Here is a 23,326-nt window from a genome sequence, read left to right as displayed (position 1 = left end):
ATTGACTGAAAGATAAAAACAGAGAGGGATTCCCAATGACTTCGAAACTTTTGACCGGCGTGGCTGCGTTGGCATTGACCACGGGCATGGCCGCGGCGGATTACTCGCTGACTATTCTGCACACAAACGATTTTCACGCGCGGTTTGAGCCGATTTCGAAATATGACTCCGGTTGTTCGGCGGACAGCAACGCGGAAGGCAAGTGTTTTGGCGGGTCAGCGCGTCTTGTCAGCGCCTTGGCTGATGCCCGCTCGCGGTCCAACAACGCCATTCTTGTGGATGGTGGCGACCAGTTTCAGGGCACGCTGTTTTACACCTATTACAAAGGTAAGCTGGCCGCCGAAATGATGAACAAAATGGGCTACGACGCGATGACCGTGGGCAACCACGAGTTTGACGACGGCCCCGAGGTTTTGCGCGGCTTTATGGATTCGGTCGACTTCCCGGTTTTGATGTCCAATGCGGACGTCAGCGGAGAGGCCACACTTGCGGATACGCTGGCGAAATCGACGGTGATTGAGCGCGGTGGCGAGAAGCTGGGTCTGATCGGTTTGACGCCGCAGGACACCGATGAACTTGCGAGCCCCGGCCCGAACATCGTTTTCACTGATCCGGTGGGCGCGGTACAGGGCGAGGTCGACAAGCTGACGGAGATGGGCGTGAACAAGATCATTGTTCTGTCGCACTCGGGTTATGGTGTGGATCAGCGCGTGGCAGCAAACACAACCGGCGTGGATGTGATCGTGGGTGGGCACTCCAACACCTTCCTGTCCAACACCTCTGATCGCGCCGAAGGGCCTTATCCGACCATGGTGGGTGAGACCGCGATTGTCTCGGCCTATGCCTATGGCAAATTCTTGGGCGAGTTGAACGTCACGTTTGATGATGCGGGCAACATTCTGGAAGCCAAAGGCGAGCCGATCATCATGGACGCGTCGGTGGCAGAAGATGAAGCCACCGTGGCGCGCATCGCAGAAGCGGCGGCTCCGCTTGATGAGATTCGCAACAAGGTTGTGGCCGAAACCGCCGAAGCGATTGACGGAGAGCGTGGGTCTTGCCGTGCGGCGGAATGCACGATGGGCAACATCATTGCCGACGCGATGCTGGATCGTGTGAAGGATCAAGGCATTGAAATTGCAATCCAAAACGGCGGCGGCATTCGCGCGTCGATTGATGCGGGCGAGGTGACAATGGGCGAAGTTCTGACGGTGTTGCCGTTCCAGAACACCTTGTCGACGTTTCAGGTGTCCGGAGCGACCATTGTCGCGGCGCTGGAAAACGGGGTGAGCCAATACGAAGATGGCGCAGGCCGTTTCCCGCAGGTGGCTGGCATGAGCTATGCCTTTGACGTCGCCCAACCCGCCGGCAGCCGGATCAGCGACGTGATGGTCGGCGGCGCGGCGATCGACATGGACAAGGTCTATGGTGTTGTGTCCAACAACTATGTGCGCAACGGCGGTGACGGCTACAAAATGTTCCGCGACGCGCAAAACGCCTATGACTTCGGTCCCGACCTTGCGGATGTGACCGCAGAGTTCATGGCGGCCAACGGCCCGATGAAACCCTATCTCGATGGGCGCATCACCAAGAAGTAAGATGGATGGCGTAACGTGAATGACCCCCCGCCGGGAAACTGGCGGGGGTTTTCAATTGGCGCGATGCAATTTTGTCGGACTGGTCTTTCTGGCCGGAAATCGCCTCCTAAGCAGGTCCCTCTAAAAATGCGGGGAAAGCTCGGAAAAGATTTGGACTGAGGCGGCCCGAGGCGAATAGGTACAGGCTGCGCCAAGAACTCTAGCTGAGGTCTATCTCAGGCCAGAGCGCGGGATCGAGGTGAGCGACGAACGTGTCGATCACTTCGGGTAGCTCGCGCCATTTGCCTGTCGCTTTTTGATGGACGCCTTGGCGCACTTGCGCCACAGATGCGGTGCTGACGCGCGCGCGGTTTTGTTCCGGGTGGGCCATGGCCGCTTGCCAATGTAGGTCACAAAAGGCGGCCATTCGTTTGCTGGCGGTTTCGACGTCCTGCACCAATTCTTCGTAGGGCAGGGTCATGATGTCTTGGGCGTATACCTGCTTCCAATGAGCCATGTATCGCTGATGCAGATTAACTGCGTGCGCAATCCAATCCAGTCGCGATGTGTAAAAGGTTGAGGTGCCCAGGAAGTGGCGCTGCCACATGGAGTAGGCAATATCGCGCGGGTCTCTGGTCAGGTGAATGAAACGGGCTTCGGGGAAACACCGTTTCAAAACACCGATGTGTTGGAAGTTGTGAGGCGTCTTGTCGACCACAAGCTCAATTGCTTCTGGCATTTCCGGCATCAATGAGCGGTAGCGCTCGGACGCTTCAAACGGGTCGCGCAAATTACCTGCGAGCATGTCTTCGGCGTCCTGTTCGACGGCGTCAAATTCTCCAAGGCCAAAAACGGCGCTATGGGCCGTCAGGACCAATTCGGTCAAAGTGGTGCCAGATCTCGGCAACCCGACCACAAATATCGGTTTTGGTCTTGCTATGTCTCCGTAGATACCGAGATGCTTGGCGTCTGGGTACATCGCAATCGTGTTGTCGTATTTGGCCTCGGCCACTTTGGGGTTGTAGGGATGTGTTTTTGCCCGTCGTGCATTGGAGCACTGAAAGAAATGGCCCGCCGTTTTCTTGTCTCCAAGAGAAAGAGCCAATACAGCTTTGCCTATTTCCAGCGTTGTCCGGGCGTCTTCGGTAATCGAGACGTCTTCGAGTTGAGATGTGGCATGAGCAATAAGACGAGGTTCGTCACCTTTTTCCCGGATCTCTACCAGTTGGTGAAATGCCTCAAAATATCCAGGATAGAGACGGAGCGCAGTGTTGAACTGTTCTTTCGCATGGGGAAAATCACCGGATTCTGTATGCAACATCCCCAGCGCAAAACGTAGCTCGGCATTGTTTGGTTGGTCCTTGATCGCTTTTTCAAGCGTAGCCGTGGCGTCGTTTTGACGATGAAGTCTTTCCTGCAACGCGGAGATATTCAGCGCTATCTCTGGATTTTTCGGATCGCTTTGACGCACGGCCAGAAAATCTTCCAATGCGGCTTCGGCTGAACCGAGTTCAGACAGGGCAAATCCTCGCAACATTCTGGCTTTGGCCATTTGAGGGCGCAACTTCAAAGCTTCTCCCGAGGCAAAGACGGCCTCTGTAATTTGGTCCGCTTGTAGATGGCACGTGGCCTGAAGAAACCAGAGGTCGGGATCACTAGAGTTTGTGGCGGTCCACTTCTGTGCGATTTCGCAGGCCTTCTGAGTGGATTGAGAGGCCAAAAGGGATTTGACCAGATTCTGACGTGTAGCGGTGTCTTTGGCGCCTAAGTTGATTGCTTTTGTCAATTGACGCGCGGCTTCGACGTGTTTGCCAAAGCCCGCCAGAGCAATACCGGCGAGGCGGGCAATTTCCGGATCCTTCGGAGCTTTCTTTTGCTCTCGAAGCGCCAGTTTTACTGCTGAGCCAAATTGCTTAGCATTTATCTTTTGAACAATGGCTGAAAGATTCGCTGGCACTGTTTCCCTCGCAGACGGCTTGCCGCAGAGTTAGGCCACCGACCAGGTCATTGCAAACCCTTCTCGGCATCGTAGACTGAGTCCATGTGCGGACGTTTTGCAATTACCCTTCCCCCTGACGCTATGGCGCAGCTATTTGCTGCGGCGCCTGCCAACAATCTGCCTGTGGTGCCAAACTATAACGTTTGTCCGACAACGCAGATCCATGTGGTGTTGGGGGCGGCCGAGGCAGATCGGCGGTTGGTGTCAATGCGGTGGGGGTTTTTGCCCAAGTGGTACAAATCGCCTTCAGACGGGCCTTTGTTGATCAATGCGCGGGCAGAAACCATCGCGGAGAAGCCGGCGTTTCGCAGTGCATGTCGTGAGCGGCGGTGTTTGATCCCTGTGACTGGGTTTTTCGAATGGACCAAGGATGCGGAGGGCACACGCTGGCCGTGGTATATTCATGGTGAGCAAACGCTGGCATTGGCGGGCGTTTGGCAGGAGTGGGGGCCGGAGGATGAGCGACAGGCGACCTGTGCGATTGTCACAACGGGCGCAAATGAGACAATCTCCAAGGTTCATCACCGAATGCCCGTGGTGATTGATGAGGCAGATTGGGGGTTGTGGCTTGGCGAAAAGGGTCATGGCGCGGCGACCTTGATGGAGCCTGCCAAGGAAAACCTGTTGTCGTTTCATCAAGTGGATCGTGCAGTGAATTCCAATCGGGCGTCAGGGCCGGAGCTTATCGTGCCGCTTGATGGGGGATCTGAAGGAATGCCCAAATAACCGTGACTTGATTTTCAAGAAATGCGCAACAATCCTTCAGGGGGATTTGGGCTGGCATCTGATGGGTTTGCGTCGATGATAAGGCACGTTTTTCAAGGAGTGCCCCGATGTCCCGTTCGACCTACTATGCGCCCGAAGGTGGCTTGCCCCCGCAAACACAACTTTTGACCGATCGGGCCATGTTCACCGAGAGTTTTGCGGTGATTCCCAAAGGCACGATGACGGACATTGTCACGTCCAACCTGCCATTTTGGACCGACACCCGTGTTTGGGTCATTGCGCGGCCGATGAGCGGGTTTTCCGAAACATTTTCGCATTACATCGTCGAAGTCGCCTCTGGTGGTGGCAGTGATAAGCCCGAGCTTGATTCCCAAGCGCAGGGGGTCTTGTTTGTCGTAGAAGGTGCGGCGGTGCTGCATATCGGTGACGAGCGTCATGAGTTGAGTGCGGGCGGCTATGCCTATTTGCCAGCCGGCCAGGACTGGCGGGTGAGCAACGAGAGCGATGCGCCTGCCACGTTCCATTGGATCCGCAAGACCTATGAGGCGGTTGACGGCATTGATGCGCCTGAGGCGTTTGTTACGTCAGACCATGATGTCGCACCGACTGCCATGCCGGATACCGATGGTCGCTGGGCGACGACACGGTTTGTGGACCCAAACGACATGCGTCACGACATGCACGTCAATATCGTGACATTCGAGCCAGGCGGCGTGATCCCGTTTTTGGAAACGCACGTCATGGAACATGGCCTTTATGTGCTTGAGGGCAAAGCGGTCTATCGCCTCAATCAGGATTGGGTCGAAGTCGAGGCAGGTGACTATATGTGGTTGCGCGCCTTCTGCCCGCAGGCCTGCTATGCGGGTGGTCCGGCGAAGTTCCGCTATCTGCTTTATAAGGACGTGAACCGCCACATGAAGCTGCGTTAAGGCCGACACAGCGCAAGCTGCGGGCATCGTGCCGGATCTGCTGTCAACGTGATCCTTCGCGCTTGAGGCCAAGGCAGGGGTTACAATGACCTGAAGTGCTGCGCTTTAACCTTTGTGGATGTCTCAATGGTCGGGTTCAGGACGTTGAGACATCCGAATGGTGGCGGGGGAAATCAACCAGCTGTTGCGGCTGGTGTCAGGCCCCTGTGACCCGACTTGCAACCTGAACGATTGGTATGTCGGCGTGCGAAATGGCACGGTGGCTTGCCTTGGGTCGGTTTCGACGCGGCGCAAGGTTTATTGATGTGCCAACGTTGCGGAATGATTGCGCTAACGGGTCAATCTGCGGCGATTTCGCCGCCCTTTAAGGGTGGTCTTTTGCCCGCAAAGGCTATCAATTGGCCTTTCAGGAAGGAACTTCAGCGATGAGCGCGCCAAAGATCAGGATTTTCGTCAACGGGTTTGGCCGGATTGGCCGGACGGTGTTGCGCATTCTGGCGCAGGGCGCGCATCCTCAGTTTGAGATTGTCGGGATCAACGACATCGAGTCGCTTGAGACCTGCGCCTATCTTTTTGAATATGACAGCGTTTTCGGAGCTTATCGTGGCGAGGTCGCGACCCAAGACGGGGTGCTGGTCGTGGATGGACTGCCAATTCCGCTTCATGCCGAACGCGATCTGAGCGCGATGGATCTGAGCGACGTAGATGTTGTGCTGGAATGCACTGGTATGGCTGGCGCGCGGGCTGTGGCAGAACGCGGGTTGGCCGCGGGAGCAGGGGCCGTTTTGATTTCCGGCCCGTCAGACGAGGCCGACATCACCGTAGTGATGGGGGCGAATGAGCGTGATCTGCGCGATCAGAAAATTGTCTCAAACGCATCCTGCACGACAAACGCTCTGGCGCCCTTGTTGCGGGTGCTGGACGGAGAGTTCGGACTGATCAGCGGGCATATGACCACGGTGCATTGCTATACCGGAAGCCAGCCAACAGTTGACAAGCCGCGAGACGATCTGGCGCGTAGCCGCGCCGCTGCGTTGTCGATGGTGCCGACAACTACGTCGGCTCAGCGTCTGATTGATAAGGTCTTGCCACATCTGAAAGGGCGGGTGGAGGCGCGGGCGATCCGTGTGCCGACGGCTTCTGTGTCGGCAATTGACTTGACCATACAAACAGAGAAATCCGTTACCGTAGAAGCGGTTAACGCAGTTTTGAAAGCGCAGTCGGAGGCGGAGCATCTGATTGGCTGGACTGAAAAGCCATTGGTGAGCACCGACCTGCGGGCCAGACCGGAATCGCTGGTTTTGAGCGGGCCGGAGACCTCGGTGTCCGTTGGCGGTTTGCTGCGGGTTTTCGGGTGGTATGACAACGAATGGGGCTTTTCCAACAGGATGTTGGATATGGCCGAGAGAATGGGACGGCGGTGACGCCGGGCGAGGGAATTCGGAGAAGAAGATGAGCAATACCAAAGATCAGGATCGCGCCCGTCAGGCGGCGCTGGATTACCACGAGTTTCCCAAGCCCGGGAAGCTTGAGATCCGTGCAACCAAGCCGATGGCAACAGGGCGGGACCTGAGCCGGGCCTATAGCCCTGGCGTGGCAGAAGCCTGCGTTGAAATCGAGAAAAACCCTGCGGATGCCAGCCGGTACACCTCCAAGGGCAACCTTGTTGCGGTGATTTCCAACGGCACGGCGGTTCTGGGGCTGGGCAATATTGGCGCGCAGGCCAGTAAACCGGTGATGGAAGGCAAGGCGGTTCTGTTCAAGAAATTCGCCGGCATCGACTGTTTTGACATCGAAGTGAATGAACCCGATCCCGAAAAACTCGCGGATCTGGTGTGTCGTCTGGAGCCGACGTTCGGCGCGGTGAACCTTGAGGACATCAAGGCGCCGGATTGTTTCCTTGTGGAGCGGCTCTGTAAGGAGCGGATGAACATTCCGGTGTTCCACGACGATCAGCACGGCACCGCGATTGTGGCGGCGGCAGCTGCCTATAACGCCTTGATTGTGGCCGAGAAAAAGGTCGAAGACATCAAGGTTGTCGCGCTTGGTGCTGGGGCGGCGGGGATCGCTTGCCTGAAGATGCTGATGACCATGGGCGTGCAGCATGAAAACATCCTGATGCTGGATTCCAAAGGTGTTGTTCACACGCAGCGCAACGACCTGAGCCCTGAGAAGGCGGAGTTCGCACAACCAACAGACAAGCGCACCACGATGGAAGCGATGGAAGGGGCAGACCTGTTCCTTGGCGTATCAGGGCCCGGTCTGTTGACCAAAGAGATGGTCGAGCAGATGGCGGACGATCCGATCATCTTTGCGCTGGCGAACCCCACACCTGAAATCATGCCCGAAGAGGCGCGCGAGGCCGCGCCCGGTGCTTTGATTGCCACTGGTCGCTCGGATTACCCGAACCAGGTGAACAACGTTCTGTGCTTCCCGTTCATTTTCCGTGGCGCGCTGGATGTGGGCGCGACCGAGATCAACGACGCGATGAAGCTGGCCTGCGTGGAGGCCATCGCCGGATTGGCGCGGGAGACCACCAGCGCTGAAGTGGGCGCTGCGTATCGTGGTGAAACCCTGACCTTTGGCCCTAACTATCTGATCCCTAAGCCATTTGATCCACGTTTGTTGCCTACGGTGGCGGTGGCCGTCGCGAAGGCCGCGATTGAGTCCGGAGTAGCGACGAAAGAGATCGATTTGAATGCTTATGAGGAGAAACTGAGCGCTCAGGTGTTCAAATCCTCCATGATCATGCGGCCTGTTTATGAGGCGGCAAGCATGTCACGCCGACGGATTATCTTTGCTGAAGGTGAGGACGAGCGGGTGTTGCGGACCGCGCAGGCGATGCTTGAGGACACAGTGGACACGCCGATCCTGATTGGTCGTCCCGAAGTGGTGCAGCACCGTTTGGAAAAGGCGGGGCTGAAGATTAAGCCGGGCGTTGATTTTGAGTTGATCAATCCCGAGCAGGATGAGCGGTATCGCGATTATTGGACGACCTACCACGAAAAGCTGCGGCGCAAGGGCGTGAGCCCTGACAGTGCTCGGGCGATTTTGCGCACCAACGCGACGGCTATTGCTGCGATCGCGGTGGAGCGTGGGGATGCGGACAGCATGATTTGCGGCACTTTCGGTGAATACCGCTGGCACCTTAGGTATGTGACAGAAGTGTTGCAAAACAAAGAGTTGCATCCGGTAGGGTCGCTTTCTTTGATCATTTTGGACAAGGGTCCGCTGTTCCTTGCAGACACGCATATTCACATTGAACCGACCTCTGAGCAGGTGGCGGAAACAGTGATTGCGGCTGCGCGACATGTGCGCCGGTTCGGGGTGGATCCGAAGATCGCGCTTTGCTCCGGAAGCCAGTTCGGCAACCTCGACAGCCACTCGGGTCGCGTGATGCGCGGGGCGCTGGATGTGCTGGATCAGCAGGAGCTGGACTTTGAATATGAAGGGGAAATGCACACTGATGCGGCGCTTGATCCAGAGTTGCGGGAACGTTTGTTCCCGGGCGGCCGCCTGACGGGTAAGGCCAATGTTCTGGTCTATTCTAACACGGATGCAGCCGGCGCAACGCGCAACATTCTTAAGTCGGTCAGCGACGGGCTTGAGGTTGGACCGATCCTGATGGGCATGGGCAACCGAGCGCATATCGTGACACCGTCGATCACCGTGCGCGGGTTGATGAACATCTCGGCATTGGCGGGCACGACGGTGTCGACCTATGGCTAAAAAATTGACGTCGGTATTGCGTCGGTAAAACGTCGGTATCGCGTCGGTGCAGATTGGGAGGGCAGGTTTTCTTGGAAAGCCTGCCCTTCTTCTCTGTCAGCGACGAAGATTTGTTACATCGGCCAGAACACCAAAATGGCCGGAATCGACACTGCGACCACCAGAATTTCCAAAGGCAGTCCCATGCGCCAATAGTCCCCGAAGCGATAGCCGCCGGGGCCGAGGATCAGGGTGTTGTTCTTATGACCGATGGGCGTGAGGAAGGCGGAACTTGCGGCAACGGCCACAGCCATCAGGAACGGATCAGCGGAAACCCCCATGGTGTTGGCCATCTGGATACCCACAGGGGCAGCGACGATGGTGGTTGCGGTGTTGTTGAGGACATCGGAGAGCGTCATTGTCACCAGCATCAGCACGGTCAGAACAGCCCAAGCGGGAAGGCCGGAGGTCAGGCTGATCAGACTGTTGGCAATCAGCGCTGTGCCACCGGAGCTGTCAAGCGCCGCGCCGAGCGGGATCATAGAGCCCAACAGCACCACCACGGGCCATTCGATGTGAGTGTAAAGCTCTGAGATCGGCACGATCTGGGTCAACACGTAGGCGACTACCACGAGGCCAAGCGCCACGGGCAGGTAAATCAGGCCGAAGGATGCCGCGGCAACCGCGCCGACAAAGAGACCGATGGCGAGCCACATTTTGCTGTCGGCCGTCACGACAAGGCCGCGATCGGCCAGAGGCAGGCAGCCGAGCCAGTCGGTGACGTCCGCGCCGCGGTTTTTCTGAACAAGGACCAGAAGAATGTCGCCAGGCTGCACGATGGTTTTGCGGATCTGGCTTTTGATGCGCCGGCCTTCGCGGGAGATGCCCATCAGGACCGCGCCCTGTCGCCACGCAAGACCAAGTGCCTGAGCGGTTTTACCGGCGATGCGGGCGCTGTCGGGCACAACAACTTCGATGATGTCGAGACCGTCGCCAGCGGCTTTTAGGTGTTCCTCGCGTTTTTCATCCGAGAAGTTCAGTGAGAGCGCAGCTCGGAATTCGTCGAGCGCATCTGGCGAGGCTTCGAGCACCAACGTGTCGCCTTCTTGCAGCATGGTGTTGCGTGAGGACCCGTACCGGCGCGTGCCGTCGCGCATCAGGCCGATGACGGCCACGTCTGCGTCGTCTGCATCGCCGTCCAACTCTGCAAGGCGCTTGCCGATCAATTTGCTTTCGGCAGGGACGGTGAGTTCGGCGATATATTGGCCCAGTTCGGCAGCCTTTTTGCCTGCGTCTTCGCGTTCGGGGATCAGGCGCCAGCCGATGAGCGCTACAAAAGCCAAGCCGACAATGGCGGTGATGCCGCCCACAGGGGCAAAGTCGAACATGCCGAAGGGCTCGCCTGTGGCCTCTTCGCGGATGGAGGCGATGATGATGTTGGGCGGCGTGCCGATCAGGGTCGCCATGCCGCCAAGAATGGTGGCGAAGCTGAGAGGCATCAGCGATTTGGCGGGACTGCGGCCTGCTTTGCGGGCGGTCTGAATGTCCACCGGCATCAAGAGCGCGAGGGCTGCGACGTTGTTCATGAAGGCCGAAAGCACCGCGCCGATGGCCCCGATGATTGTGATATGGGCGCCAAGGGATCGCGCGCTGTCGACAAGCGTGCGAGTGATAAGAAAAACCGCGCCAGAACGGACCAGACCCGCAGATACCACCAACACCAGCGCCACAATTAGGGTGGCGGGGTGGCCGAAACCGGAGAAGGCGTCTTTGGTGGGCACAACACCCAACACGACGCCGATCATCAGGGCCGAAAACGCCACCAGATCATAACGGAAACGTCCCCAGAGCAGCATGGCAAAGACAAGGCCGAAGAGGCTGAAAAGGATGATCTGGTCAGTGGTCATAAAAATGCGCCTGTGAGCAATTCTGTTTCGGAGACTCAAACGTAGGTGGGCTCTGAAAGCAAGCGGGTTGCGACCCTTGTGTGCCTTGACGTATAGAGACCCCTGACAAGCGAACACGCCAGACAATCCGGAGGCAATTCATGGCCGGCCATAGTAAATGGGCAAACATTCAGCACCGCAAAGGGCGTCAGGACGCCGTACGCTCCAAGCTGTTTTCGAAACTCTCCAAAGAGATCACAGTGGCCGCTAAGATGGGCGACCCCGATCCGGACAAGAACCCGCGTTTGCGTCTGGCCGTTAAAGAAGCCAAGAGCCAGTCGGTGCCGAAAGATGTGATCGACCGCGCGATCAAAAAATCGACGGCGGCCGAAGGTGATGACTACGAAGAAATCCGCTATGAGGGGTATGGCCCCAATGGCGTCGCGGTGATCGTCGAGGCGATGACTGACAACCGCAACCGGACGGCATCGACCGTGCGCTCGACCTTCTCCAAGAATGGCGGCAATCTGGGCGAGACCGGCTCTGTGGGTTTCATGTTCGACCGCAAAGGTGAAGTGGTTTACGGCGCAGATGCCGGCGATGCGGACAGCATTTTTGAGGCCGCGATCGAAGCGGGTGCCGAGGACGTGGAAAGCTCGGAAGATGGTCACATCATCTGGTGTGAAGATACCGATCTGAATGACGTTTCCAACGCGCTTGAAGCGGCTTTGGGTGAATCCGAGAGCACCAAGCTCGTTTGGAAGCCGACCACCACCACCGAGATGGACCTTGAGGGCATGCAGAAGCTGATGAAGCTGATTGATGCGCTGGAAGATGACGACGACGTGCAGCGTGTGACCGCGAATTTTGAAGCCTCTGACGAGGTGATGGAGCAGCTTTAAGCACGTTTGCTGATCTTATTGAGCAAACCCGATCACGAAAGTGGTCGGGTTTTTGCATTTTTGAACCGGAGCGGTCAGCCGAACGTATGACCCATGGCTTTAGCGAGTGAAGCCATGAGGGATGCATGGAAACGGAAGTTGAGCAGAAGATTGAAGTGACAAGTGTTGCGGCGCTTTGGGATTGGCTTGAGCGAAACGCCAGCCGACGCAGCGGCCTTTGGCTTGTTACCTATCGAAAGAACCGCAGCGCACATTTTGTGTCACGCGATGAGGTTCTGGATGCCCTGATCGCTTTTGGATGGATGGCGGGGCGATCTGAGACATTGGAAGACGACCGATCAATGGTTCACATCGCGCCGCGTGACCGACACGTTTGGAACGAGAAGTCCCGCGCCAGCGCGGAACGGCTGATGGCTGAGGGACGTATGCGGGCGCGTGGGGTGACTTCGGTCCAGATCGCCAAAGACACGGGCATGTGGCAGACCAAAGCGGAGGCCGCGGAGGTGCAGGCGCCGGAAGACTTAATGAGTTCTTTGGTCATCGTTGGAGGCGCCCGCGCAATTTGGGATGCGTCTACAGCGACTTACAGGCGCAACGTGTTGCGCTGGATCGCGGGGGCTGGGACACAGAAGACACGTGCGCGCCGGATCGCAGTTGTGGTCGAGTCCTTTGCCACCAACACGCGCTTGCCCAATTTGTGAGGCCACAGAACGCGCTGCTCCTCAGGTGTCTCAAAGCTGACATGCCTCCATTAGGAGAGGAGGGCCGCGCGCGCCATGCGCTTTATCGCTGCGGAGAGCGGCGACAGCGCGGGGCGCAGAAGACGCGTGGATTGCCAGAACAAGGGCGTGCTGTGGCATGCGTCTGGCAAGAGGGGCACTAGTGTGCCGGCGTCCAAATGCGGTTTGATCAGCGGGGCGGGGTTCATTCCCCAGCCAAGTCCAAGCAGGCAGGCGTCAACGAACCCTTGGGATGAGGGCAATCGGTGGCTTGGGGGCGTAGGAGCAGCGCCGAGATGCTCGCGCATCCAGATTTGTTGCAGGCGGTCTTTGGGGTCAAATACCAGCATCGGTGCCTTGGCGATCGCCTTGGCGGTGACACCGTCAGAAAAATGGCGCGCCACAAAGGCAGGGCTGGCTGAGGCGACATAGGTGAGGGTGCCCAAAGGCACGCTGTCGCAGCCCGCAACAGGTGTTTCATGCGCGGTGACGGCGGCGACCACTTCGCCACGGCGCAACCAGTCGGCAGAAAAATCCTGATCATCGACGACAAGATCAAACAGAAGATCCGGCACCTGCGCGATGGCGGGCAGGAACCACGTTGAGAGACTGTCTGCGTTGACGGCGATACGCAGCCGCGCGGTGCGCGGCGTGAGGGCGGACAGATCTTGGGCCAGCGCGGTTTCCAGCATGCCGACCTGATCCAGATGCGCCGCAAGGCGGCGGCCGGTTTCTGTACCAACGCAGGGTTGTCCGCGTTTCACCAAAGGGGTGCCAGCGCGGTCTTCGAGCGCCTTCAGGCGTTGGGACACGGCAGATTGTGTGATGCCAAGCTCTTCGGCCGCGGCCTCAAAAGTGCCTGTGCGCAGGATGGCCGATAGCGCGGCGAGTTGAGCGTAGTCGATCTTCATTAGCAATACTTATGTAGTGTCAGTTGTTTTAATTTGAGTAATTCACCGGTGCACCGTAGTCAAATGCGGGAAACGTCGGAGTGAGACAATGTTTGAGGCGACAGTCGCGGGATTTGCACTTGGCTTTTCCCTGATCATGGCAATCGGCGCGCAAAACGCGTTTGTGTTGCGGCAAGGATTGCGGGGGCAGTATGTGCTGCCTCTGGTTCTGACCTGCGCGGTTTCAGACGCCATTTTGATCACCGCCGGAGTGGCGGGCTTTGGCGGATTGATTTCGGCCAATCCTTGGGCGTTGAATGTTGTGCGCTGGGGCGGGGCGGCGTTTTTGTTTGTCTATGGCGCGATGAATTTCCGTGCGGCCTTTCGAGGTGGTGACAAGCTTGACGACGGCGGCGGCAGTGCGAGATCACTGGGGGCGGCGCTTGCGACATGTTTGACCCTGACATGGGCGAACCCGCATGTGTATCTGGACACGGTGGTTCTGTTGGGTGGGATTTCGGCACAGTATGAGCCAAGCTGGGCCTTTGGTCTTGGAGCGGTCTGCGCGAGCTTCGCATTCTTTTTTTCGCTTGGATTTGGTGCACGACTTTTGCGGCCGGTGTTCACCAGCGCGACCGCTTGGCGGGTGCTGGATGTGATTGTCGGTTTGACCATGTGGGTGATTGCCGCGAGTTTGCTGTTGGCACCTTGATTTGTGCGTCAGTGCGCAGCCTCTGTTGATTGGTCGATGTTTTGTGCGTGAATGCAAGTGGCATATTCTAAGGGCAACATCCCAAGGAGGACGCCATGAGCTGGAACCCTATGATTGATCCGTCTTTGCCGGACACCACACATCCGGATGCAATCGAAACCGTGATCGTGCCGCGTGCACGGGATCTGGGCGGGTTTGAGGTGCGCCGTGCTTTGCCTGCGCCACGCAGGCAGATGGTGGGGCCGTTCATATTCTTTGATCAGGCAGGGCCGGCAGAGTTCATCACCGGAACGGGCATTGATGTGCGGCCGCATCCGCATATCGGGCTGGGCACTGTGACCTACCTTTACAAAGGCGAGTTTGAGCATCGCGACAGCCTTGGCACGCATCAGATGATCTATCCCGGTGAGGTGAACTGGATGGTGGCAGGCAATGGCGTGACCCATTCGGAACGCACAAGCGAGGCGACGCGAAAGGCGCCATCGAGCCTGTTTGGTATTCAGACGTGGATCGCCTTGCCGGAGGACCGCGAGGATGATCCGGCGCTGTTTGAGCATCATGGCAAAGAGGCACTTCCCGTGCTGGAAGGCGAAGGGAAGCAGGTGCGTTTGATCCTTGGGGATGCCTGGGGGGAACGGGCGCCTGTGACGATGATGTCGGAGACCTTTTACGCGGATGTGATGTTGCAGGCGGGGGCGAAGTTGCCGATGCCGGACAACCATGAGGATCGCGGTCTTTATGTGTCTGAGGGATCAGTAGAAATCGCAGGCGATGTGTTTGAGGCAGGTCGGATGATGGTGTTCCGGCCCGGTGATGCGATCACGGTCACGGCGGGGCCTGCGGGCGCGCGGTTGATGGCGCTGGGCGGGGAAACCATGAACGGGCCGCGCCACATTTGGTGGAACTTTGTCAGCTCTTCCAAAGAGAAGATCGAGGCGGCAAAGCAGGCCTGGGCCGACGGGGATTGGGAACACGGTCGGTTCCAGTTGCCGCCCGGTGATGACGCGGAGTTTATTCCGCTGCCGTGATTGGCGGGACGCGAGGTCGTTAACCTGTTTTCGACCTCGACAATCCGTGAGGGCCATGCTCCTTTGCAGCCATGGCAGAACCGCAGGGATATAATCCACTCAAGGGCGTCTTTTGGATGCTGGTCACGGGGCTGTGCTTTGTGGCGGTGACGGCCTTGGTGAAGATGGTCGGGCCGCGACTGCCGGCGGCGGAAACAGCGTTTTTGCGCTATGCCTTGGGCGCGGTGTTTCTGATCCCGATGATCAAACCGATCCTGCGCGCCAAGCTGACAAAGCGACAGGTTGGATTGTTTGCGTCGCGGGGCGTGATGCACACGGGCGGGGTGGTGCTCTGGTTTTATGCCATGACACAGATCCCAATCGCAGAAGTCACGGCGATGAATTATCTTTCTCCGGTCTATGTGACTGTGGGGGCTGCGCTTTTCCTTGGGGAGAAGCTGGCGGCGCGACGGATCATCGCGATCATTCTGGCGCTGATCGGTGTGTTGATTATTCTGCGACCCGGGTTTCGGGAGTTGAGTGCAGGACATATCGCAATGCTGGGCACGGCTTTGTCGTTTGCGGGTGGGTATTTGATTGCAAAAATCCTTAGCGAAGAGGTCAGTGCGACGGTGGTGGTCGGCATGTTGTCGGTCACGGTGACGATTGGTTTGGCGCCGCTGGCGGCGATGGTCTGGGTGACGCCGACGTTGGGCGAATTGGGGCTGTTGTTTGCAGTCGCCTGCTTTGCCACAGCTGGACACTATACGATGACCTTGGCCTTTGCGGCGGCGCCTGTGACGGTCACGCAACCGGTGAGTTTTTTGCAGATGGTTTGGGCCGTTTTGCTTGGTTGGATTGGCTTCGGCGAAGAGCCGGATTTCTGGGTCATTGTCGGCGCGGGGGTGATCATCGCGGCGATCAGTTTCATGACGTGGCGCGAGGCGGTGATCAAACGCCGGCAGGTGACGCCTCTGGTGGGACAAACCAAGGTTTGAGGGGCGTTGCCCCTCGCGCTGGCGCGCTCACCCCAAGGTATTTGGGGCAATAGGATGAGGCCGGCATTGCGCAGTCACGGAGCGTTGGCGTTTTGATCTGAGAACGTTAGGTTTCTTGTAAAGGGAGATTTTGATGGCGTTTTTTCGGGGATTGACCGGATTGGGATTGGTTTTGCCGGTGGCCGCTGTGGCCGGCAACATGGCTGTGGATACCGGACAGGAGATAGGCATCGAAGGCGAGCCGTTTGAAGGTGTGGTGCTGGTGCAGGAGTGCCTTTTTGAGACTGACTATCCGTATTGCAGTTTCGTGTTCGGAGGCTCGATTCTCTATGCCAATTGGGAAGGCCCGACCCCAAGTTATGTGCTTGAGGCGATTGGCACGCTTTATCAGAACGCGCCGCTGATGATGCGCGCAGATATTGTGTCTATGGGGGATATGTCAGCGGAGATCTCTATTCACAGTTTCGAGTTGGACCCTGATCTGGATGAATTTTCGGAGACACGCGGGTTTTTGCAGGGGCAGTGGATGTTGGCGGGGGCGCCGCAGTACCAGAGCTATGTCAGCGGTGCGAGCGTGACGGAGTATGTGAGCGGGCAGGTGCAGACGGAATACATGATGGAACTGGCACCAACCTGTGACGGGGCGGCGGGCGAGGGGCCGGCGTTGATTGCCTGGGTCAATCCCTGGGATGAGCCACCGTGCCTGATTTTGGACAGTGTGTCGCCGGATGAAATGCGCGTGCGATTGGTGGGCGGTGATGGCACTCAGGCGGTGTATCTGCGCCCTTAGGCCGCGTTTTCTAGCATCAGACGGGTGAAACGGCGGGCCTCGGCGCGGGCGGCGGCAGGATTGAGGGGCTCATTGGCCTGTGCGGCCTCAAGCCAGACGCCATCCATATAGCTTTGCAGGGCTTCGCGCACGATTTCGCGGTGCGCGTCGGGCAGCAGGCTGCGCAACTCGGCACGGAAATGGGATGTGACGCGGGCGCGGTTGATGCGGTGCAGGCGGGAGAGGCTTTCGACATAGGGGGCATTGGCCCAGAACTGCATCCAGATCGCGCATTGTTCCAGCGTGAACAGCCGGTCAGAAAAGTTGGCATCGATCACCGCCATCAGTCGGTCCAGCGGGGTTTTTGCGACGGCATAGCGTTCCAGCTGGGCCTCTTTCAGCATGGTCAGCATGCGGCGCATGGTGGCTTCCATCAGTTTTTCTTTGGAGCCGAAATAATAGTTGATCGAGGCGGCGGATGCGCCGGCTTCGGCGGCGATTTCCGCCATGGTTACAGCAGCATATCCACGTTTGTGCACAGCGGTGACTGTGGCGTGGATCAACTCTTCGTGTCGGATGTCGCGGATACGTGTACGGGCCATGGCGCCACTGTGACGGGAGTAGGGGGTGTAGGCAATATTGGCGTTCAAATAAATTTTTTAAATGAGCATTTAAAAAATGAATGGGCGGTGCTAGGGTTTTCGGCACCGGAGAGTCTCCGGAGGGATTCTGGTGCCCTGAGGGGCGCAATTTGCGAGGAGCGCGCGATGCAGCTGCAACCCACAGCGAGCCATTTTATTGGCGGCGAATATGTTGAAGACACCAACGGCACGCCGATTGAGATTGTTTATCCGGCCACTGGTGAGGTGATCGGAACGGTTTATGCCGCAACACCGGAAATCATTGAGCGCGCTTTGGAGAGTGCCAAGGCAGCACAGAAGGTCTGGGCGGCGATGTCGGGACGGGACCGTGGGCGGATTTTGACGCGGGCGGCGGCCATGATCATGGAGCGCAATCATGAACTGTCGGTTCTGGAAACATACGACACCGGCAAGCCCTATCAGGAAACCATCGCGGTGGATGCGACAAGTGGCGCGGATGCTCTGGAGTATTTTGGCGGTCTGGCGGCCAGCCTGACCGGCGAGCACATCCCGTTGGGAGACGATTGGGTGTATACCGTGCGCGAGCCGTTGGGGGTTTGCGTGGGCATCGGGGCTTGGAATTACCCGACGCAGATTGCTTGCTGGAAAGGCGCGCCGGCGTTGGCCTGTGGCAATGCAATGGTGTTCAAGCCCTCGGAAACGACGCCGATGTGCGCCCTTAAGGTGGCGGAAATCCTGCATGAGGCCGGTGTACCAGCCGGTGTTTACAATGTGGTGCAGGGCATGGGCGAAGTTGGCGGTGCCTTGGTCAATGATCCGCGGGTGGACAAAGTAAGCCTCACCGGATCAGTGCCGACGGGCAAGAAGGTCTATGCGGCGGCGGCCAGCCATCTGAAACATGTGACGATGGAGCTGGGCGGCAAATCCCCCCTGATCATTTTTGATGATGCGGATGTCGAAAACGCCGTGGGCGGTGCAATTCTGGCGAACTTTTACAGCTCCGGTCAGGTGTGCAGCAACGGTACGCGGGTCTTTGTGCAAAAGGACATCAAGGAAAAATTCCTGAAACGCCTTGCGGAACGGTTGGGCGATGCGGTGATTGGTGATCCGTTGGATGAGGCCACGAGTTTTGGCCCGATGGCGAGCGCGCGTCAGATGGACATTGTTCTGGGGTATATGGCCAAGGGCAAGGAAGAAGGAGCGCGGCTGGTGTGCGGCGGCGGCCGGATCGAGCGTCCGGGTTTCTATCTGGAGCCGACGGTGTTTGCCGATGTGACAGATGACATGACGATCGCGCGTGAAGAGATTTTTGGCCCTGTGATGTCGGTGCTGGATTTTGACACTGAAGAAGAGGTGATCGCGCGCGCCAATGCCACCGAGTTTGGCTTGTCGGCGGGGGTGTTCACGTCCGATCTGAGCCGTGGTCACCGTGTGATCGGCAAATTGGAAGCGGGCAGCTGTTTCATCAACTCCTACAATGACGCGCCGGTGGAGGCGCCGTTTGGCGGGGTGAAAAACAGCGGTGTCGGGCGCGAAAATTCCAAAGAGGCGATCAACCACTATAGCCAAGTGAAATCCGTCTATGTGCGCATGGGCGATGTTGAGGCGCCGTTCTGATGGCGTTTGCGGCGTGGGCCGGTCGATTGATGGCCGCCCATCCACTCCCCCCGACCGTCAGTAGGTCGGGTTTTTCAAGTTCAAGGGGATGCGTCTGATGCAGGCGGATTATGTGATAGTAGGCGCAGGAAGCGCGGGCTGTGCGATGGCGTACCGCCTGAGTGAGGCTGGCAAATCGGTTCTGGTGATTGAGCATGGCGGCACGGATGCGGGGCCGCTGATCCAGATGCCGGCGGCGCTGAGTTATCCGATGAATATGAAGACCTATGATTGGGGCTATATGAGTGCGCCGGAACCAGGGCTCGGTGGGCGCAAGCTTGTGTGTCCGCGGGGCAAGGTGATTGGCGGATCGAGTTCCATCAACGGTATGGTCTATGTGCGTGGGCATGCAGGCGACTATGAACATTGGGCCGAGAGCGGCGCCACGGGGTGGAATTACGCCGATGTGTTGCCCTACTTCAAACGCATGGAGCACTGGCATGAAAGTGGCCAGGGCGGTGATCCGGAATGGCGGGGCAAAGACGGCCCATTGCATGTGAGCCGCGGGCCGAGGGACAATCCGCTGCATGCGGCCTTTGTGGAGGCCGGTCGACAGGCTGGGTATCCGGTGACGGATGACTACAACGGCGCGCAGCAAGAGGGCTTTGGCCCGATGGACATGACCGTCTACAAGGGGCGGCGCTGGTCGGCGGCGAATGCGTATCTGAAGCCCGCGTTGAAGCGCGAAAATTGCGACCTGATCAAAGGGTTGGCGCGCAAGGTTGTCATCGAGAACGGCCGCGCGGTGGGCGTGGAGATCGAACGCGGCGGGCAGGTGCAGGTTGTGCGTGCCAATGCCGAGGTGATTTTGGCGGCAAGCTCGATCAATTCTCCGAAGCTGTTGATGTTGTCGGGGATCGGACCGGCGGCGCATCTGGCGGAACACGGTATTGACGTGGTCGCGGATCGCGCTGGCGTCGGGCAGAATTTGCAGGACCACCTTGAGGTCTATATGCAGATGGCCTGCACGCAGCCGATCACGTTGTATAAGTATTTCAACCTTTTCGGCAAAGCGTTGGTTGGTGCGAAGTGGCTCTTTGCGAAGAAGGGGCTGGGCGCGTCCAATCAATTTGAGAGTGCCGGATTTATCCGCTCGCGGGCAGGGATAAAGTATCCGGACATCCAGTATCACTTCTTGCCGATTGCGGTGCGCTATGACGGGCAGGCGCCGGCTGAGGGGCACGGATTTCAAGCGCACGTCGGCCCGATGCGGTCGCCGTCTCGCGGGGCTGTGACGTTGACTTCGTCCGATCCAAAGGAAGCGCCGCATATCTTCTTTAACTATATGTCGACGGAGCAGGACTGGGAGGATTTCCGAGCCTGCCTACGTCTGACACGGGAAATTTTCGCACAGGACGCCATCAAGCCCTTTGTGAAGCATGAAATCCAGCCGGGCGAGGCGTTGCAGAGCGACGATGAGCTGGACAGTTTTATCCGCCAGCATGCCGAGAGCGCCTATCACCCTTGTGGCACTTGCAAAATGGGGGCGGTGGATGACCCGACGGCAGTGGTTGATCCGGAGTGTCGCGTGATTGGCGTGGATGGGTTGCGGGTGGCTGATAGTTCTATTTTCCCGCGGATCACCAACGGCAATCTCAATGGCCCGTCGATCATGACCGGAGAGAAGGCCTCCGATCACATCCTTGGGCGTCGGTTGCCTGCGTCCAATGCGGAACCGTGGTTCAATCCAAATTGGGAAACGGCACAAAGATAGCCTTAGTGCCGCGCCCATTTGATCGGGGTCAAAGTAAGTGCGCGGAATGTCGCCTAGTCTCCTTGTGACATTTGCAGAGGAGCGCAAAAAAATGGCGAACACACCCCATGAGCTGGCCGAAGAATTCCCGGAATTCGTCGAAAAGATGAGCACGCTGAAAGTCGATGATGCGCATTTTGCGAAGATGGCGGGCGAGTATCACGAGCTGAACCGCAAGGTGCACGCGGCGGAGACCAATGTGGCGCCACGCGAAGAGTTGTCCGAGGTGGATTTGCGCAAGCGGCGCGGGGCTCTGAAAGACGAGATCTACGCCTATCTGAAAGCGAATTGATCGATAAAGGCGTAGAGCTTTGGCAGGGTGTCTGAGCGCCAGAGGTCGGTGTGACCGGCGCCTTTCACCGCGAGAAATTGTTTTGAACTGGACGGGGCGGCAGCGTGGATTTGCCGCCCCATTTCTATGGGGATCAGCGTGTCGTTGGTGCCGTGAATGATAAACAGGGGCACGGTGACGGATTTGGCGGCGGTGAGGCTGTCCCATTGATTTTGCAGACGTTTTGCCAGCTCTCCGGTGCCGGGGTAGTGATGGTCCGCCATGGCGGGAATGGATGTGAACGGGGCCTCGAGGGCTATGGCTGTTGGGGGCGTGGGCGCGATTGAGGTGAGGTGCAGTGAAACGGCGGTGCCGAGGCTTTCTCCATATATGACCGTGTTGAACCGATGATTAGGCAGGAGTGATTTCTGCGCACTCCAGACCAAGGCTGCGACTTGTGTGAGGCTGGCCTCGGACGGGGTTCCTGTGCTGCCGCTGCTGCCGGGGTAAGCCAGCGCAATGAGGCCATATCCGCGTTCTGTGAAACGGCGGAACCGGCCAGCGCGATTGGCGAGATTGCCCGCATTGCCATGCAGATAAAAGATCACAGGCTTGCCGTTGCGCGGCGGCGCGGTCCAGATGATGATGGTGCTGTCACCAACTGCCAGTTGGTGCTCTGTGATTTGCGGAAGACCTGCGTCGGTCGGGCTGACTTGGGTGCTGTCAAACGGGTAGAGGATCACGCGTTCGGCTGGCCCCGCCAGTGTCACTGCGGCAAAGGCCAGCATGATGGTCAGCGACAAGAGGCGGAAAGCGAGGCGCATCAGCCGACCTCGTATGGCAAAACCCCACGGGCGTTTTCATTGATGGTCAGGCGGCGTTCCAGCGGTGGTACAGAGCGCTGGTGGCAGTCGGCGCGCTCGCAGATGCGACAGGAGATGCCAATGGGTTCAAAGGCTTGTGGGTTGTCCAGTTCCATGTGGTCAGCATAGACCAGTGCGTCGGCGTGGCGGATTTCACAGCCCAAGGCGATGGCGTAGCGACGCACCGGCGCGCCGAAGTGGCCGCCGGATTTGGACACATCGCGGGCCAGTGAAATGTAGCGCACGCCGTCAGGGGTTTCGGCGAGTTGGCGCAGGAAATGGCCTGGCGTTTCAAAGGCCCGATGGACGTTCCAGAGCGGGCAAGCGCCGCCGAAGCGGGCGAATTGCAGGCGGGTGGCGGAGTGACGTTTGGTGATGGTGCCGGCCTGATCGACGCGCACAAAGAAAAAAGGAATTCCTTTGTTTCCGGGGCGTTGCAGGGTGGAGAGCCGGTGTGCGACCTGCTCAATCGACGCGCCAAAACGGTTGGACAGAAGTTCGAGATCGTGGCGGGTCTCATGCGCTGTGGCAAGAAACTCACTGTATGGCATAAGGGCCGCGCCTGCGAAGTAGTTGGCGAGGCCGATCTTGGCGATAGAGCGCGCGGCGTCGGTTTGGAAGCGGGCGAAATCGAGGGTGGCTTCCAAGAGTTTGTCGCTTTGCAAAAGAGCGACTTGCAGCAAGAGTTGGAAGGTTTGGGTTTCGGGTTGGGCGTAGCGCGAGATTTGCAGGGTTTGGCCTTTGGCGTCGAAGTCGCGCAGGGCGTCGATGTCGGTGAAGGCCACGGTGATGCCGCGGGCCTGAAGCGCGGCAATGGCGGCGGCGCGGATGCCGCCCTTTTCCGCGGCAGAACTGGCGAAGTGTTCAGCAGCGCGGTCAACCGCGTCGATGTAGTTGTCGCAATAGTGGAAGAAGTCGCGCACCTCGTCCCACGGACTGGCCTGAGCCTGAACGTCGGAGCGACCGAGGGCCTCATCCAGTGAGGCAAGGCGCTCGTGGGTTTGGCGGTATGCGCGGTGCAACTCTAGAAACGCGCGGGCCAGAGCGGGGGCGTTTGACGCGGTCAGTCGCAGGTCGGCAAGCGGGGCGGAGACTTCGGCCAGAACCGGATCGGCAAGAGCCTCGCGCATGTCGCTCACGAGGCGTTCGCTGTCTCCGGCGGACAGTTCGGTTACATCAAGGCCGAATTCCTGTGCGAGGGCGAGCACAACCGTGGTTGAGACCGGACGGTTGTTGTTTTCCATCTGGTTCAAATAGGGCAGAGAGACCCCGAGTTTCTGGGCGAAGTCTTTTTGCGTCAGGTCAAGCCGTGTGCGGATTTCGCGAAGTTTTGCGCCTGCGTAGAGTTTCTGCGTCGGCATA

20 protein-coding genes are annotated in these 23,326 nt (G+C 58.3%); 14 read left to right on the top strand and 6 right to left on the bottom strand.

The window, feature by feature from the left end; genetic code table 11:
• Nucleotides 1–35: 35 nt before the first annotated feature.
• On the top strand, nt 36–1,595 hold the full coding sequence (locus BM069_RS16040) for a bifunctional metallophosphatase/5'-nucleotidase (protein ID WP_093325230.1): 1,560 nt from the start codon (nt 36–38) through the stop codon (nt 1,593–1,595).
• A gap of 199 nt (nt 1,596–1,794) precedes the next feature.
• Here BM069_RS16040 and BM069_RS16035 read toward each other — a convergent pair whose 3' ends face one another.
• Nucleotides 1,795–3,531 carry a tetratricopeptide repeat-containing sulfotransferase family protein gene (locus tag BM069_RS16035; RefSeq protein WP_093325229.1) on the bottom strand — a complete coding sequence of 579 codons (1,737 nt, stop codon included), beginning with the start codon at nt 3,529–3,531 and terminating at the stop codon, nt 1,795–1,797.
• Nucleotides 3,532–3,615: 84 nt separating this feature from the next.
• Between BM069_RS16035 and BM069_RS16030 the strand changes: the two genes are divergently transcribed.
• The 4 genes from BM069_RS16030 (at nt 3,616) to BM069_RS16015 (ending at nt 8,957) form a co-directional block, all read left to right on the top strand.
• Nucleotides 3,616–4,299: an SOS response-associated peptidase gene (locus BM069_RS16030; protein ID WP_093325227.1), complete on the top strand. Its 684-nt coding sequence runs from the start codon at nt 3,616–3,618 to the stop codon at nt 4,297–4,299.
• Between the two features lie 107 nt (nt 4,300–4,406).
• Nucleotides 4,407–5,228, top strand: coding sequence for a bifunctional allantoicase/(S)-ureidoglycine aminohydrolase (locus BM069_RS16025; protein ID WP_093325226.1), 822 nt, complete (start codon nt 4,407–4,409; stop codon nt 5,226–5,228).
• A 425-nt stretch (nt 5,229–5,653) separates the two neighbouring features.
• Nucleotides 5,654–6,652 carry a type I glyceraldehyde-3-phosphate dehydrogenase gene (locus BM069_RS16020; RefSeq protein WP_093325224.1) on the top strand — a complete coding sequence of 333 codons (999 nt, stop codon included), beginning with the start codon at nt 5,654–5,656 and terminating at the stop codon, nt 6,650–6,652.
• A gap of 28 nt (nt 6,653–6,680) precedes the next feature.
• Nucleotides 6,681–8,957 carry an NADP-dependent malic enzyme gene (locus tag BM069_RS16015; RefSeq protein ID WP_093325222.1) on the top strand — a complete coding sequence of 759 codons (2,277 nt, stop codon included), beginning with the start codon at nt 6,681–6,683 and terminating at the stop codon, nt 8,955–8,957.
• A 113-nt stretch (nt 8,958–9,070) separates the two neighbouring features.
• Here the strand turns inward: BM069_RS16015 and BM069_RS16010 are convergent, their stop codons facing one another.
• Nucleotides 9,071–10,843, bottom strand: coding sequence for an SLC13 family permease (locus BM069_RS16010; protein WP_093325220.1), 1,773 nt, complete (start codon nt 10,841–10,843; stop codon nt 9,071–9,073).
• 140 nt (nt 10,844–10,983) lie between these two features.
• Here BM069_RS16010 and BM069_RS16005 point away from each other — a divergent pair, with 140 nt between their 5' ends.
• Both BM069_RS16005 and BM069_RS16000 read left to right on the top strand, forming a co-directional pair.
• Entirely contained in the window at nt 10,984–11,724 is a 741-nt protein-coding gene (locus tag BM069_RS16005; protein WP_093325219.1) for a YebC/PmpR family DNA-binding transcriptional regulator, read from the top strand.
• A 125-nt stretch (nt 11,725–11,849) separates the two neighbouring features.
• Nucleotides 11,850–12,425, top strand: coding sequence for a YdeI/OmpD-associated family protein (locus BM069_RS16000; RefSeq protein WP_093325217.1), 576 nt, complete (start codon nt 11,850–11,852; stop codon nt 12,423–12,425).
• Nucleotides 12,426–12,475: 50 nt separating this feature from the next.
• Here the strand turns inward: BM069_RS16000 and BM069_RS15995 are convergent, their stop codons facing one another.
• Nucleotides 12,476–13,354 (bottom strand): LysR family transcriptional regulator ArgP, encoded by an 879-nt coding sequence (locus BM069_RS15995; protein ID WP_093325216.1) that lies wholly within the window; start codon nt 13,352–13,354, stop codon nt 12,476–12,478.
• A gap of 88 nt (nt 13,355–13,442) precedes the next feature.
• On the opposite strand from BM069_RS15995, the gene BM069_RS15990 reads away from it, so the two are divergent.
• The 4 genes from BM069_RS15990 (at nt 13,443) to BM069_RS15975 (ending at nt 16,840) form a co-directional block, all read left to right on the top strand.
• Nucleotides 13,443–14,045, top strand: a complete 603-nt coding sequence (locus tag BM069_RS15990; RefSeq protein WP_093325214.1) for a LysE/ArgO family amino acid transporter — start codon at nt 13,443–13,445, stop codon at nt 14,043–14,045.
• A gap of 95 nt (nt 14,046–14,140) precedes the next feature.
• Nucleotides 14,141–15,073 (top strand): pirin family protein, encoded by a 933-nt coding sequence (locus BM069_RS15985; RefSeq protein ID WP_093325213.1) that lies wholly within the window; start codon nt 14,141–14,143, stop codon nt 15,071–15,073.
• A gap of 71 nt (nt 15,074–15,144) precedes the next feature.
• The gene (locus tag BM069_RS15980; RefSeq protein ID WP_244503643.1) at nt 15,145–16,050 is read left to right on the top strand and encodes a DMT family transporter; all 906 of its coding nucleotides are present in this window, start codon (nt 15,145–15,147) and stop codon (nt 16,048–16,050) included.
• Between the two features lie 133 nt (nt 16,051–16,183).
• A complete protein-coding gene (locus BM069_RS15975; RefSeq protein ID WP_093325211.1) occupies nt 16,184–16,840 on the top strand; it encodes a hypothetical protein in 657 nt (218 codons plus the stop codon).
• On the opposite strand, the gene betI is transcribed toward BM069_RS15975, so the two are convergent.
• Entirely contained in the window at nt 16,837–17,421 is a 585-nt protein-coding gene (gene betI, locus BM069_RS15970) for a choline-binding transcriptional repressor BetI (protein ID WP_093325210.1), read from the bottom strand. The genes BM069_RS15975 and betI overlap by 4 nt on opposite strands.
• 165 nt (nt 17,422–17,586) lie before the next feature.
• On the opposite strand from betI, the gene betB reads away from it, so the two are divergent.
• The 3 genes from betB to BM069_RS15955 all read left to right on the top strand — a co-directional run bounded on the left by betB (nt 17,587) and on the right by BM069_RS15955 (nt 21,122).
• Entirely contained in the window at nt 17,587–19,038 is a 1,452-nt protein-coding gene (gene betB / locus BM069_RS15965; protein ID WP_093325208.1) for a betaine-aldehyde dehydrogenase, read from the top strand.
• 97 nt (nt 19,039–19,135) lie between these two features.
• Nucleotides 19,136–20,791 (top strand): choline dehydrogenase, encoded by a 1,656-nt coding sequence (betA, locus tag BM069_RS15960; protein ID WP_093325278.1) that lies wholly within the window; start codon nt 19,136–19,138, stop codon nt 20,789–20,791.
• Nucleotides 20,792–20,882: 91 nt separating this feature from the next.
• Entirely contained in the window at nt 20,883–21,122 is a 240-nt protein-coding gene (locus tag BM069_RS15955) for an HP1242/YdcH family protein (protein ID WP_093325276.1), read from the top strand.
• Here the strand turns inward: BM069_RS15955 and BM069_RS15950 are convergent.
• Nucleotides 21,104–21,925 (bottom strand): alpha/beta hydrolase, encoded by an 822-nt coding sequence (locus BM069_RS15950; RefSeq protein WP_093325207.1) that lies wholly within the window; start codon nt 21,923–21,925, stop codon nt 21,104–21,106. The genes BM069_RS15955 and BM069_RS15950 overlap by 19 nt on opposite strands.
• Nucleotides 21,925–23,325, bottom strand: a complete 1,401-nt coding sequence (locus BM069_RS15945) for a helix-turn-helix domain-containing protein (protein WP_093325205.1) — start codon at nt 23,323–23,325, stop codon at nt 21,925–21,927. The genes BM069_RS15950 and BM069_RS15945 overlap by 1 nt, the downstream gene beginning before the upstream one ends.
• Between the last annotated feature and the right edge of the window lies 1 nt (nt 23,326).

Source organism: Shimia haliotis (assembly GCF_900114415.1).
GTDB classification, from domain to species: domain Bacteria; phylum Pseudomonadota; class Alphaproteobacteria; order Rhodobacterales; family Rhodobacteraceae; genus Shimia; species Shimia haliotis.
This window is presented reverse-complemented; position numbering and strand designations above follow the sequence as displayed.

Excerpts from the sequence above, each read along its gene's own strand:
- BM069_RS16040 (WP_093325230.1), top strand. The coding sequence starts at position 36 with ATGACTTCGAAACTTTTGACCGGCGTGGCTGCGTTGGCATTGACCACG.
- BM069_RS16030 (WP_093325227.1), top strand. The coding sequence starts at position 3,616 with ATGTGCGGACGTTTTGCAATTACCCTTCCCCCTGACGCTATGGCGCAG.
- BM069_RS16025 (WP_093325226.1), top strand. The coding sequence starts at position 4,407 with ATGTCCCGTTCGACCTACTATGCGCCCGAAGGTGGCTTGCCCCCGCAA.
- BM069_RS16020 (WP_093325224.1), top strand. The coding sequence starts at position 5,654 with ATGAGCGCGCCAAAGATCAGGATTTTCGTCAACGGGTTTGGCCGGATT.
- BM069_RS16015 (WP_093325222.1), top strand. The coding sequence starts at position 6,681 with ATGAGCAATACCAAAGATCAGGATCGCGCCCGTCAGGCGGCGCTGGAT.
- BM069_RS16010 (WP_093325220.1), bottom strand. The coding sequence starts at position 10,843 with ATGACCACTGACCAGATCATCCTTTTCAGCCTCTTCGGCCTTGTCTTT.
- BM069_RS16005 (WP_093325219.1), top strand. The coding sequence starts at position 10,984 with ATGGCCGGCCATAGTAAATGGGCAAACATTCAGCACCGCAAAGGGCGT.
- BM069_RS16000 (WP_093325217.1), top strand. The coding sequence starts at position 11,850 with ATGGAAACGGAAGTTGAGCAGAAGATTGAAGTGACAAGTGTTGCGGCG.
- BM069_RS15995 (WP_093325216.1), bottom strand. The coding sequence starts at position 13,354 with ATGAAGATCGACTACGCTCAACTCGCCGCGCTATCGGCCATCCTGCGC.
- BM069_RS15990 (WP_093325214.1), top strand. The coding sequence starts at position 13,443 with ATGTTTGAGGCGACAGTCGCGGGATTTGCACTTGGCTTTTCCCTGATC.
- BM069_RS15985 (WP_093325213.1), top strand. The coding sequence starts at position 14,141 with ATGAGCTGGAACCCTATGATTGATCCGTCTTTGCCGGACACCACACAT.
- BM069_RS15980 (WP_244503643.1), top strand. The coding sequence starts at position 15,145 with ATGGCAGAACCGCAGGGATATAATCCACTCAAGGGCGTCTTTTGGATG.
- BM069_RS15975 (WP_093325211.1), top strand. The coding sequence starts at position 16,184 with ATGGCGTTTTTTCGGGGATTGACCGGATTGGGATTGGTTTTGCCGGTG.
- betI (WP_093325210.1), bottom strand. The coding sequence starts at position 17,421 with ATGGCCCGTACACGTATCCGCGACATCCGACACGAAGAGTTGATCCAC.
- betB (WP_093325208.1), top strand. The coding sequence starts at position 17,587 with ATGCAGCTGCAACCCACAGCGAGCCATTTTATTGGCGGCGAATATGTT.
- betA (WP_093325278.1), top strand. The coding sequence starts at position 19,136 with ATGCAGGCGGATTATGTGATAGTAGGCGCAGGAAGCGCGGGCTGTGCG.
- BM069_RS15955 (WP_093325276.1), top strand. The coding sequence starts at position 20,883 with ATGGCGAACACACCCCATGAGCTGGCCGAAGAATTCCCGGAATTCGTC.
- BM069_RS15950 (WP_093325207.1), bottom strand. The coding sequence starts at position 21,925 with ATGCGCCTCGCTTTCCGCCTCTTGTCGCTGACCATCATGCTGGCCTTT.
- BM069_RS15945 (WP_093325205.1), bottom strand. The coding sequence starts at position 23,325 with ATGCCGACGCAGAAACTCTACGCAGGCGCAAAACTTCGCGAAATCCGC.